This is a genomic window from Stenotrophomonas sp. STEN033 (genome assembly GCF_056856655.1).
In genome coordinates this window covers 1-11,403 of record NZ_JBXFWM010000098.1, presented here as the reverse complement: position 1 = coordinate 11,403, position 11,403 = coordinate 1, and the positions used below count along the sequence as shown (strand labels likewise).

At 64.9% G+C, this 11,403-nt stretch carries 10 protein-coding genes; 6 read left to right on the top strand and 4 right to left on the bottom strand.

From position 1 onward, the window contains the following. Nucleotides 1–93: 93 nt before the first annotated feature. The 4 genes from AC1VXC_RS20240 to tsaD all read right to left on the bottom strand — a co-directional run bounded on the left by AC1VXC_RS20240 (nucleotide 94) and on the right by tsaD (nucleotide 5,458). Nucleotides 94–2,268 (bottom strand): glycoside hydrolase family 3 N-terminal domain-containing protein, encoded by a 2,175-nt coding sequence (locus tag AC1VXC_RS20240; RefSeq protein WP_481539997.1) that lies wholly within the window; start codon nucleotides 2,266–2,268, stop codon nucleotides 94–96. Nucleotides 2,269–2,611: 343 nt separating this feature from the next. Next, the gene (locus AC1VXC_RS20235; protein WP_313171069.1) at nucleotides 2,612–3,868 is read right to left on the bottom strand and encodes a mechanosensitive ion channel family protein; all 1,257 of its coding nucleotides are present in this window, start codon (nucleotides 3,866–3,868) and stop codon (nucleotides 2,612–2,614) included. A 116-nt stretch (nucleotides 3,869–3,984) separates the two neighbouring features. Beyond that, nucleotides 3,985–4,344 (bottom strand): dihydroneopterin aldolase, encoded by a 360-nt coding sequence (folB, locus tag AC1VXC_RS20230; protein ID WP_313171348.1) that lies wholly within the window; start codon nucleotides 4,342–4,344, stop codon nucleotides 3,985–3,987. An 82-nt stretch (nucleotides 4,345–4,426) separates the two neighbouring features. Next, complete coding sequence (gene tsaD / locus AC1VXC_RS20225) at nucleotides 4,427–5,458, bottom strand: tRNA (adenosine(37)-N6)-threonylcarbamoyltransferase complex transferase subunit TsaD (protein WP_313171071.1); 1,032 nt, start codon at nucleotides 5,456–5,458, stop codon at nucleotides 4,427–4,429. Between the two features lie 126 nt (nucleotides 5,459–5,584). On the opposite strand from tsaD, the gene rpsU reads away from it, so the two are divergent. The 6 genes from rpsU (at nucleotide 5,585) to AC1VXC_RS20195 (ending at nucleotide 11,297) form a co-directional block, all read left to right on the top strand. After that, complete coding sequence (gene rpsU, locus AC1VXC_RS20220; protein WP_002808376.1) at nucleotides 5,585–5,800, top strand: 30S ribosomal protein S21; 216 nt, start codon at nucleotides 5,585–5,587, stop codon at nucleotides 5,798–5,800. A 143-nt stretch (nucleotides 5,801–5,943) separates the two neighbouring features. Further along, nucleotides 5,944–6,390: a GatB/YqeY domain-containing protein gene (locus AC1VXC_RS20215; RefSeq protein ID WP_313171073.1), complete on the top strand. Its 447-nt coding sequence runs from the start codon at nucleotides 5,944–5,946 to the stop codon at nucleotides 6,388–6,390. 509 nt (nucleotides 6,391–6,899) lie between these two features. Next, nucleotides 6,900–7,802 carry a YihY/virulence factor BrkB family protein gene (locus tag AC1VXC_RS20210; RefSeq protein WP_481539859.1) on the top strand — a complete coding sequence of 301 codons (903 nt, stop codon included), beginning with the start codon at nucleotides 6,900–6,902 and terminating at the stop codon, nucleotides 7,800–7,802. A 243-nt stretch (nucleotides 7,803–8,045) separates the two neighbouring features. Beyond that, on the top strand, nucleotides 8,046–9,782 hold the full coding sequence (gene dnaG / locus AC1VXC_RS20205; protein ID WP_481539860.1) for a DNA primase: 1,737 nt from the start codon (nucleotides 8,046–8,048) through the stop codon (nucleotides 9,780–9,782). An 18-nt stretch (nucleotides 9,783–9,800) separates the two neighbouring features. Continuing rightward, entirely contained in the window at nucleotides 9,801–10,292 is a 492-nt protein-coding gene (locus AC1VXC_RS20200; protein WP_481539861.1) for a protein tyrosine phosphatase family protein, read from the top strand. Nucleotides 10,293–10,310: 18 nt separating this feature from the next. Further along, a complete protein-coding gene (locus tag AC1VXC_RS20195; RefSeq protein ID WP_481539862.1) occupies nucleotides 10,311–11,297 on the top strand; it encodes a bile acid:sodium symporter family protein in 987 nt (328 codons plus the stop codon). Nucleotides 11,298–11,403 lie beyond the last annotated feature (106 nt).

The following is an 11,403-nucleotide window of genomic DNA, read 5'->3' as shown; positions in this document are numbered from 1 at the left end:
CGGCCCCCCCGCCGCCGCCGCCCCCCCCGCCCCCGCCCGCCCCCCCCCCCCCACTACCGGAAGCAAAGCTTACCTCGCGTACATCGGTTTGAATCAGAGGCCCAGCAGCTCGAAGCTCACCGCATCGCCACTCACCGACGAAGCGCACACCCACACATCGAACAGTCCAGGCTCGGCGGTGTAATCACCGTCCACACCGGTAAAAGCAAGCTGCTGACGGTCCAGACGGAACTCCACCTCCACCGAGGCACCGGCTGCCACCATCACCTTCTGGAACGCCTTCAACTCACGCACCGGGCGTACCCGGCTGGCGACACGATCGTGCACGTACAGCTGCACCACTTCCTCACCCGTCACCGCGCTGGTATTGCGCAGTGTGGTGCGAATCACCAGCTCACCATCCCATGCCAACTGCGGCGTGCTCAGGCGCGGCGCTTCATATTCAAAGCGCGCATAACCAATGCCATGGCCGAACGCGTACAGGGCCGTATTCGGGAACTCGCGCCAACGTGATTTGAATTCCGACAGGGTCGGCAGTTCGGGCCGGCCGCTGCGTGGGTGGTTGTAGAAATACGGCTGCTGGCCCGAGACATGCGGGAAGCTCACCGGCAGACGCGCCGACGGGCTGTAATCGCCAAACAGGATGTCAGCCAAGGCGTGCCCGTTCTGCGTGCCCAGGTACCAGGTAACCGCAATGGCCTGGGCATCGCGCACTGCGCCCTGCAGTGCCAGCGCGCGGCCGTTGCGCAGCAACACCACCAGCGGCGTGCCGGTGGCAGCGACGGCTTCGGCCAGTGCCTGCTGTGCCGGTGGCAAGGTGATCTCCACCCGCGACTGCGCCTCACCGCTGTAACGCTGCGGCTCGCCCACGGCCAACACCACCACGTCGGCGCGCCGCGCGGCGGCGACGGCGGCGTCGATGCCGCCATCCAGCGGCGCTTCAAATGCACAGCCCGCCACGATTTCCAACGCCGCTGGATCTTCCATGGCGGTGCGCACACCGCTCTCCAGCGTGACGTAACGCGACTTGTCGCCAAACAAGGTCCAGCAACCTTCGATGTTGTCGCGGTCCTGCACAAACGGGCCGATCAAGGCGATCTTCTGGCCCTGTTTCTTCAACGGCAGCAACTCGGCTTCGTTCTTCAACAGCACCACCGAGCGGCGTGCGCTGTCGCGCGCGAGCGCGTCGTGTTCGACGATATGCGTCTGGTCGGCTTCGCGCGCAGGATCCAGCGAACGGTAGGGGTTATCGAACAGACCGATCGCATCCTTCAAACGCAGGATGCGGCGTACCGATTCGTCGAGCACCGCCATCGGCACTTCACCGGCGTGCACCAGACCTGCCAGATGCTGGTCGTAGAAACCGCTCTGCATGCTCAGGTCCAACCCGGCGAGGAAGGCCTTGCGAGTGGCATCCACTTCATCGGCCGCGTAGCCGTGTGCAATCAGCTCCATGTCGGCGGTGTAGTCGGAAACCACCACGCCCTCAAATTTCCATTCCTTGCGCAGCAGATCGGTCAGCAGCGCGCGATTGGCGCTGGCCGGCACACCATTGATGTCGTTGAAGGCGCTCATCAGCGACAGCGCGCCGGCATCCAGCGCGGCCTTGAACGGCGGCAGGTGCACATCGCGCAGGGTCTGCGGCGAGATATCCACCTGCGCGTATTCCATGCCTGCGGCGACCGCACCGTAGGCGGCGAAGTGTTTGGGTGTGGCCAGCAGCGAATCTTCGGCGGTCAGGTCATCGCCCTGGAAGCCACGTACGCGGGCGGCGGCGAATTCGCAGCCCAGCACCACGTCTTCGCCCGCCCCTTCAGCACCGCGCCCCCAGCGCTGGTCGCGGGCGATATCCACCGCCGGTGCATAGGTCCAGTGGATGCCAGCGGCGGTCGCTTCGACCGCGGTGGCGCGGGCAGTACGACGGGCCAGATCCGGTTCGAAGCTGGCTGCCTCGCCCAGCGGAATCGGAAACACGGTGCGCATGCCGTGGATCACGTCGGAAGCGAGGATGACCGGAATACCCAGGCGGCTTTCTTCCAGCGCCACCTGCTGGATGCGCCGGCCCAGCTCGGCACCGACGCCATTGAACAGCGAGCCGACCCGACCAGTGCGTACCTGTTCCAGCACCTGCTCGGCGTTACGCACATTGGCCTCCGGATTCACGTCCGGAGCGAATGGCCGGACCATGTCGGCGAATACGCTGAGCTGACCGACTTTCTCGTCGACGGTCATGCGGGAAATCAGGGATTCAATGCGGTCGGGGGCCACCGGCAGTCCTTCATGTAAACGCTTTCAAGGCGGCGATTCTAGCGCTACAAACGTGAAGCAGCCGCCGGATGGCTCCACCTGTAGTGGCGAGCCATGCTCGGCAAGGGGGCATTACCGGTAGAGCCCCCTTGCCTGGCATGGCTCGGCACTATCGCTTCAGCCCCTCTCCCGCCTAGGGAAGAGGGGCTGGGGTGAGGGCTGCTTTTCGCTGGGAAAGCCCCTTGCCGAGCATGGCTCGGCACTACGCCCCCTCCCTTTCGCGTGGCGAAGGGGAGGGTTGGGGCGGGGTGGCTTTTGGACTTGGCCGGTAAAGCCCCTGCCGAGCATGGCTCGGCACTACCCATCAGTGATCGCGTTGCTCGCGGGCGGTCATCAGCATGGCGTCGCTGGATTCCTGGAATACGTGCAGGCCGAATTCCGGCAGGATCGCCAGCAGGTGGTCGAACATGTCCGACTGGATGGCCTCGTACTTGGCCCAGGCGGTCGAAGAGGTGAAACAGTAGATCTCCAGCGGCAGGCCCTGCGGGGTCGGCGCCATCTGCCGCACCAGCAGGGTCATGTCCTGATGAATGCCGGGGTTGTTCCGCAGGTACAGCTCGACATAGGCGCGGAAGGTGCCCAGGTTGGTCAGCCGACGTGCATTGACCGGCTCCGGGTGCGCCTGCGCCACCTGCGCATTCCACTGCTGCAGCTCCTGCTGCTTGCCCGCCAGGTAGTCGTCCAGCAGCGCGATCTGGCCCAGTCGCTCCAGTCCACCGGCATCGAGGAAACGCACGCTGTGCTGGTCCAGGTAGATCGAACGCTTGATCCGGCGTCCGCCGGATTCCTGCATGCCGCGCCAGTTCTTGAACGACTCGGTGACCAGCTTCTTGGTCGGGATGGTGGTGACGGTCTTGTCCCAGTTCTGCACGGTGACCGTGTGCAGGGCGATGTCGATCACGTCGCCATCGGCGTTCTGGCTGGGCATCTCGATCCAGTCGCCAATGCGCACGCGGCCATCGCCGCTGATCTGCACGCTGGCCACCAGCGACAGGATGGTGTCCTGGAAGATCAGCATGAACACCGCCGTCGCTGCACCCAGGCCAGTAACCAGGTGCAGCAGCTCCACGCCGACCAGGATCGCCACGATCGACAGGCCGGCGAATACGAACACCACGATCTTGACGACCTGCAGGTAGCCCTTGATCGGCTTGTTGCGCGCATCGGCGCGGCGTTCGTAGAAATCGTTGAAGGCGTCCAACGCGTGCGATACCGCCATCGCGATGGTCAGCACCGTCCATGCATGACACAGCGCCTTCAAGGCATGGACCAGGCCCGGCGGCAGCTCCGGCACGATGCTCAAGCCTGCGGCAAGCACCACCGACGGCACGATATTGGACAGCCGCGCGATCACCCGCAGCGGCTGCCTGGCGTTGTGATTGGGGCCGGAGAAACGTTCGATCATCGAACGCAGGCCACGCAACAGGATGCGCTTGGTGACGAAGTTGGCCAGCCATGCCACCAGCAGCAATCCCGCCAGCACCACCGCCGGGTAGGCCATCGGGTAGGGCGCCAGGATGTTTTCCAGCTGATCCAACCAGCGAATTCCCATTACCGCCATCGTGCACTTCTCCTTTTACTCGTACCGCAGAAACAACCTGCCCAACCGCATTGCTTGATCGGACAGGCATAGCTCAGGCCGCGCACCGCAGGGCGCGCGACCGGGTTACAACAGGCTCAACCTTCGCTGCGGCTGCGCTCGATGATCACGCCAACCGCGCGCGCACCGCGCACCGCGCCGGGCTTGCTCAGCTTCAATCGCAGCCATTGCACGTTGAATTCGTCCAGCACGATCTGCGCGCAGCGCTCGGCCAGCGTTTCCACCAGACCGAAATCGGAGGCGCGCACGAATTCCATCAGGCGCTTGCTGACCGCCTTGTAGTTCAGCGTGTCGACGATGTCGTCGCTGGCGGCGGGCTTGCGGTTGTCGAAGCCCATTTCAAGATCGAACACCAGGGTCTGGCGGATGCGCCGTTCCCAGTCGTAGATGCCGATCAGGGCGTCGATTTCCAGCCCTTCGATGAATACCTTGTCCATTGCATCCGTCGTATTGAATGAATACGACATGGTAACGGCAGCAGACTGAGCCTGCCGTGGACGGGCACGGCAGAGCTGCTTGTCAGCGCTGCAAGGGCGGCAACAACGCCATGTCCCAGCGCGGGGTCACCTTGATCTCGGCCGGACCGTGCTGGCCCGCTTGCAGGCGCAGGGCACCGGCGAAGGCGATCATCGCGCCGTTGTCGGTGCACAGTGCCGGCCGCGGGAAGCAGACCCGACCGCCGCGGCGCTGGGCATCGTCCTGCAGCTTGGCGCGCAGGCGCTTGTTGGCGCCGACGCCGCCGGCTACCACCAATACGTCGCAGCCGGCCGCATCCAGCGCGCGACCGCACTTGATCACCAGTGTGTCGACCACCGCGTCCTCGAAGCCACGGGCGATGTCGGCGCGGGTCTGTTCGCTCTGGTCGCTGTCGCGCCAGGCCATCAGCACCTGGGTCTTCAAGCCAGAGAAACTGAAGTCCAGCCCCGGCCGGTCGGTCATCGGCCGGGTGAACTTGTAGCGCCCCGGCGTGCCGATCTCGGCCAGCTTGGCCAGCTGCGGACCGCCCGGGTACGGCAGGCCCATCATCTTGGCGGTCTTGTCGAAGGCCTCACCGGCGGCATCGTCGAGGGTTTCGCCCAGCAGACGGTATTTGCCGATGGCGTCCACCGCGATCAACTGGGTGTGGCCGCCCGAGACCAGCAGGGCCACGAACGGCGGCTCCGGCGGGTCGTCCTCCATCAGCGGGGCCAGCAGGTGACCTTCCATGTGATGCACGCCAATAGCCGGCACATCCAGGCCCCAGGCCAGCGACCGGGCCACGCCGGCGCCGACCAGCAGCGCCCCCACCAGGCCCGGGCCGGCGGTATAGGCCACGCCCTCGATCTCGGAGATGGCGATGCCGGCTTCGTCCAGGGTCTGCCGGATCAGCGGCAGGGTTTTGCGCACGTGGTCGCGGCTGGCCAGCTCCGGCACCACCCCGCCATACTCGGCGTGCAGCGCGATCTGGCTGTAGACGGCGTGCGCGCGCAGCGCGGCCGCCCCGGAAAGCGAGGTGTCGTAGACGGCTACGCCGGTCTCATCGCAGGATGATTCAATGCCAAGGACTTTCATAAGGCGTATTGTGGACCTCTCTGACGCCCCCGCCAAATCCCGGGGGTTGCACGGCTGCGCAAAGGGACTATAATGCGCGGCTCACCGGGTGTGTCCCGGTTTTTCTACTGAGTCCCCGGAGATTCCATGCCCAGCGTTAAAGTCCGCGAGAACGAGCCCTTTGAGTTTGCTCTTCGCCGCTTCAAGCGCACTTGCGAAAAGGCCGGCGTACTGGCCGAGACCCGCAAGCGCGAGTTCTACGAAAAGCCGACCCAGGAACGCAAGCGCAAGGCCGCTGCTGCCGTAAAGCGCCAGCTGCGTCGTTCCTCGCGCGACGTCACCAAGCGTCAGCGCCTGTACTGATCGTACGCAACTCCTGAACGGGGGGCTCCGGCCTTCCGTACTGGGGTGAAAGCCGGCACGCGCAAGCGTAGCCGGCTTTTTGCGTTCCAGATGCCAGCAATGCTGACGTCTTTTCCCATATTCCCGACCCAAAGAGGTGCTCCATGAGCCTGAAGCAACAGCTGACCGAAGACATGAAGGCCGCCATGAAGAGCGGCGACAAGCACTCGCTGGGCGTGATCCGCCTGATCAATGCCGCCATCAAGCAGCGCGAAGTGGACGAGCGCATCGAATTGACCGACACCGACGTGATCGCCGTGCTGGACAAGATGGTCAAGCAGCGCAAGGACTCGGTCACCCAGTACGAAGCGGCCAACCGTGAAGACCTGGCCGCGGTCGAGCGTGACGAGATCGTGGTGATCGAGCGCTACGTGCCGGCCAAGATGGGCGAAGCCGAGATCCAGGCGGCGATTGCCGCCGCCAAGGCCGAAACCGGTGCCAGCAGCGCCGCCGACATCGGCAAGTTGATGGGCGTGCTCAAGCCCAAGCTCGCAGGCCAGGCTGACATGGGCCTGGTGTCCAAGCTGGTCAAGCAGGCTTTGGCTGGCTGATTGCAGCTGCCAGGTTTGCGCGACAAGGCCCGCCAAGTGCGGGCTTTGTTGTTTTTGCCCTTCCGTCTTTTGTGGGAGCGGCGTCAGCCGCCAAGCTTGCAGTTATTGAAACAACCGCCGGCCAGGAATAATATGAATATTTGGCTTCGCGGCTAGCGGCGCCCCCAAATCTTCAGGCATTGCCGGGAAGGCCCCTGCCTAGCATGGATCGGAACTACGCCCCCTCCATTTGGCCGCTGGCCAAGGGGGTGAAGAAGGTCTGCTTGCGCGGCACTGCCGCGCGACCTGATGAACGACCGAAGGCTATGTCTTCGGGCCGGACGGGCTGGGGAGGGGTTGGCTTCACCGCTTCTGACGTGGATGTGGCTTCGCGGCTTACGCCCCCCCACATCGTCAGGCATTGCCGGGAAGGCCTCTGCCGAGCATGGCTCGGCACTACGGACACCTATTCACCCGCCCCGAAGCCCGGCTTTGCTAGAACAGACACCTGACTTCACACGATCCAACCGATGCCTGTAACCCGCCCCACCCTGCATTCGTTCAAATCCCGGCTGGAGCTGCTGCAGCAGAGCCTGCCGGCCGCGCTGGTGCGCCGCTTCGTCGAAACCGACGTGATGACCCAGGCGGCATCGCTGGCCTTCTACACCCTGCTGTCACTGGCGCCGCTGCTGGTCCTGCTGCTGTGGCTGACCGCCTCACTGTACCCGCCAGCGCAGCAGACACTTATCGACCAGATCGGCTCGCTGGCAGGCCCCAGCGTCGCCGAGGTCGCCCGCACGGTGATCACCAACGCCAGTGCCCAGCCCGACCTGGGCTCGTTTGCCGGCATCTGGAGCCTGGTCCTGCTGTTCATCGGCGCCACGGTGGTGTTCGCCCAACTGCAGGCAGCCTTGAACCTGATCTTCCGTACCGACTCCAAGCGCTTCGAAGGCATCCTCGGCTGGCTGAAGAAGCGGGTGTTCTCGGCCGGCGTGGTGCTGGCACTGGGCTTCCTGCTGATCGTGTCGATGGTGGCCACCACCGCCCTGCAGGTGATCTTCTCGCACCTGCCCTCGGCGCTGCCGGCGGTGGGCTATGTGACCACCCTGCTGTTGTACGCACTGGGCTTCGCCTTCCTCTACCACTACCTGCCGGACCGGCCGGTGGACTGGCGCCAGGCCTTCCTCGGCGGCGTCATCACCGCGGTGTTGTTCACCCTCGGCCGCTATGCGATTGGCCTGTATATCGCCAACGCAGCGCCAGGCAGCGCCTATGGCTCGATGGGCACGCTGGTGATCATGCTGGTGTGGATCTACTACGCCAGCGTGGTGTTCTTCGGCGGCGCGCTGATCACTGCGGTGATCGATGAGCGGGCGTATGCGCGGCGCAAGGCGGCGTCTGAGGCCAAGGTGGATGTTGGGGCTTTGGACTGACGGCAAGAGCAGAAGCAAAAAGCCACCCCTCCCCAGCCCTCCCCTTCGCTACGCGAAAGGGAGGGGGCAGAAGCCACTCCCTTCCTTTGCCGCAGGCAAGGGGAGGGCTGGGGAGGGGTAGCTTTGCGCTGTTGACTGAAAACCAACAAGCCCAACCCCCAGCCAGCACCAGCCCAGCCTAGTACACTCCCCTTCCCCCCTTTCATCGCGCCCCGCCAACCGGCGGCGCTGTTCATTTGCCGCATGGCCCGACTTCCCGACGCGTTCATTGACGACCTGCTGGCCCGCACCGACATCGTCGAAGTGGTGGGCTCACGTGTGCCGCTCAAGCGCCAGGGCAAGGAATACGCCTCGCGTTGCCCCTTCCATGACGAGCGCTCGGCCTCGTTCACGGTCTCCCCGACCAAGCAGTTCTATCACTGCTTCGGCTGTGGCGCGCACGGCACCGCGATCAGCTTCCTGATGAATTACGACCGCCTCGAGTTCCTCGACGCGGTGGACGAGCTGGCCAAGCGCGTGGGCATGGAAATCCCGCGCGAAACCAACGCACGCACACCCCTGCAGCAGGACGACAGCCGCGACCAGTACTCGGCGCTGGATGCCGCCACCCGCTTCTTCCAGAAGCAGCTGGAAGGCAACGACAAGGCCCGCGCCTACCTCGATGGCCGTGGCGTCGATGCCGATACCCGCGCGCGGTTCTCCATCGGCTATGCGCCCGATGGCTACAGCGCACTGAAGGACGCGCTGGGCAAGGACGAGCGGCGCATGAAGCTGCTCGAACGCGTCGGCCTGTTCTCCAAGAACGACCGCGGCCACGTCTACGACAAGTTCCGCGACCGGGTGATGTTCCCGATCTTCGATCGCCGTGGCCGTGTCATCGCCTTCGGCGGCCGCGTCATGCAGAAGGACGACGGCCCCAAGTACCTCAACTCGCCGGAAACCGCGCTGTTCCACAAGGGCCGCGAACTGTACGGCCTGTGGCAGGTACGCCAGGCCAACCAGAAGATCGAACGCCTGATCGTGGTTGAAGGCTATATGGACGTGGTCAGCCTGTTCCAGTTCGGCGTCACCCAGGCGGTGGCGACGCTGGGCACGGCGACCACGCCAGACCATGCCGAGCTGCTGTTCCGCAACGCGCCCGATGTGTACTTCTGCTTCGACGGTGATGCCGCCGGTCGCCGTGCCGGCTGGCGCGCACTGGAGTCGGTGCTGCCGCGCATGAAGGATGGCCGCCAAGCCTTCTTCCTGTTCCTGCCCGATGGCGAGGACCCGGACACCATCGTGCGCAAGGAAGGTGCCGATGCTTTCGATGCCCGGCTCAAGCAGGGCACGCCGCTGTCGCAGTTCTTCTTCGACGAGCTGAGCCGCGAGATCAATCTCGGCACGCTGGACGGCAAGGCACGCCTGGCCGAACGTGCGAAGCCGATGCTGGCGCAGATTCCCGATGGCGCTTTCGGCGACCTGATGAAGCAGGAGCTGGCACGCCTGACCGGCATCGGCAGCACGGCAACAGCCGCCGCACCTGCAGCGCGGCCACCGATGCGCAACAACGCGGTGCCTGCGCAGAAGCGCAGCCTGGTGCGCGCAGCCATCGCCATCCTGCTGCAGCAGCCCTCACTGGCGATGAGCCTGGAAGGCCACCACGCCATCGGTGGCCTGCGCCTGCCCGGCATCGAGCTGCTGGTCGAGTTGTTGAACCTGGTGCAGCAGCGCCCCGACATCAGCACTGGCGCCCTGCTCGAACACTTCAACGAGCGCGAAGAACAGGCCGCATTGCACAAGCTGGCCGCGCAGGCATTGCCCGGCGATGAAGCGATGTGGGCACAGGAGCTGCAGGACGCCGTGCTGCAGCTGGAGAAGCAACTGCTGGCCCAGCGTCTGGACGAGTTGCAGGCAAAACAACGCCAGCAAGGCCTGGACGATACCGACAAATACGAACTGCGCGAGCTGCTCAAAGCCCGCGCCACCCTGCGTCTGTGAGAACAACGGAGCATCCGCATGTCCCCCTACCGCCTGCCACTGCTCCTCACTCTGCTGCTCTCCGCCAACGCCTTTGCCGGTGATGCGATGTTTCGGCAGCCACGCCCCAATCTGATCACCGCCGGCCAGCCCAGCGCGCAGCAACTGCGCGACGCTGCCGCCAATGGCGTCACCACCGTCATCGACCTGCGCCGGCCCGATGAAGATCGCGGCTACGACGAAGCAGCCCTGGCCGAACAACTTGGCCTGCGCTATGTGCGCCTGCCAATCGCGGGTGCCAGTGACATCACCGAAGCCAACGCGCGCACGCTGCATCGCCTGCTCAAGCAGGACGACGGCAAGACCCTGCTGCATTGCGCCTCGTCCAATCGCGCCGGCGCACTGCTGTCGGTGATTGACGCCCGCATCAACGGCGCATCGGCGGAGGATGCGCTCACACTGGGCCGCGACGCCGGCATGACCTCGTTGGAACCGGCCGTACGCGCCGCCCTGGAAACTCCCACACCCTGATCAGGAGGCATTGCCGACATGACCCGCTGGTGGTCGCGACTGCGACCGGACAACTTCACCCTCGCCCTGCTCGCCACCGTCGTCCTGGCCAGCGTGCTGCCACTCACCGGCACCGCCGCCAGGGGGTTCGACCACTTCACCGACGTCGCCATTGCCGCGCTGTTCTTCCTGCACGGTGCGCGCCTGCCACGCGAATCCATCGTTGCCGGGCTGCTGCACTGGCGCCTGCATATCACCATCCTGGTCTGTACCTTCGTACTGTTCCCGCTACTGGGGCTGGCAACGAAGCCGTTGGCCGGCTGGGCGCTGACGCCCGAGCTCTACATCGGCGTGCTGTTCCTGTGTGCACTGCCCTCGACCGTGCAATCCTCGATTGCCTTCACTTCCATCGCCGGCGGCAATGTACCGGCAGCAGTGTGCGCGGCCTCGCTGTCGAGCATTCTTGGCGTATTCCTCACCCCACTGTTGATGACCGTGTTGGCTGGCTCGCAAGGCGGCATGGCCAACCCACTGCATGCAGTGGGCGCGATCATGCTGCAGCTGCTGGTGCCGTTCGTACTCGGCCATCTGCTGCGGCCGTGGATAGGTGGCTGGATTGAAAAGCGCCGTGCCCTGCTGCGCTACACCGACCAGGGCACCGTCCTGCTGGTGGTTTACGCCGCCTTTGGCGAATCGGTCAGCGAAGGCCTGTGGAGCAAGACCCCGCCACTGTCCCTGCTCACTGCCGCACTGGTCGCGATCGTATTGCTGGCCATCGCCATGCCGGGCATCAGCTGGCTGGCACGGCGGTTGGGTTTCAACCGCGCCGACCAGATCACCATCATGTTCTGCGGCTCCAAGAAGAGCCTGGCCACCGGCGTGCCGATCGCCAAGGTGTTGTTTGCCGGTGGCAGCCTCGGCGCGATCGTGCTGCCGATCATGATCTACCACCAGATCCAGCTGATCGTCTGCTCGGTGGTGGCGCAGCGGTATGCGAAGCAGAACGCCGGAACAACGCAACAATGATCGACACCCGGTTGGTAGTGGCGGGCCCCCCCTCGCCGGCCCGGGCCAGGGGAAAGCGCCAAAGGCCGAGAGCGGGGCGACCCCCCAAAGAGATTATCATCCTACA

Coding starts and splice junctions, on each gene's coding strand:
- AC1VXC_RS20235 (WP_313171069.1), bottom strand. CDS start 3,868: ATGGCGGTAATGGGAATTCGCTGGTTGGATCAGCTGGAAAACATCCTG.
- folB (WP_313171348.1), bottom strand. CDS start 4,344: ATGGACAAGGTATTCATCGAAGGGCTGGAAATCGACGCCCTGATCGGC.
- tsaD (WP_313171071.1), bottom strand. CDS start 5,458: ATGAAAGTCCTTGGCATTGAATCATCCTGCGATGAGACCGGCGTAGCC.
- rpsU (WP_002808376.1), top strand. CDS start 5,585: ATGCCCAGCGTTAAAGTCCGCGAGAACGAGCCCTTTGAGTTTGCTCTT.
- AC1VXC_RS20215 (WP_313171073.1), top strand. CDS start 5,944: ATGAGCCTGAAGCAACAGCTGACCGAAGACATGAAGGCCGCCATGAAG.
- AC1VXC_RS20210 (WP_481539859.1), top strand. CDS start 6,900: ATGCCTGTAACCCGCCCCACCCTGCATTCGTTCAAATCCCGGCTGGAG.
- dnaG (WP_481539860.1), top strand. CDS start 8,046: ATGGCCCGACTTCCCGACGCGTTCATTGACGACCTGCTGGCCCGCACC.
- AC1VXC_RS20200 (WP_481539861.1), top strand. CDS start 9,801: ATGTCCCCCTACCGCCTGCCACTGCTCCTCACTCTGCTGCTCTCCGCC.
- AC1VXC_RS20195 (WP_481539862.1), top strand. CDS start 10,311: ATGACCCGCTGGTGGTCGCGACTGCGACCGGACAACTTCACCCTCGCC.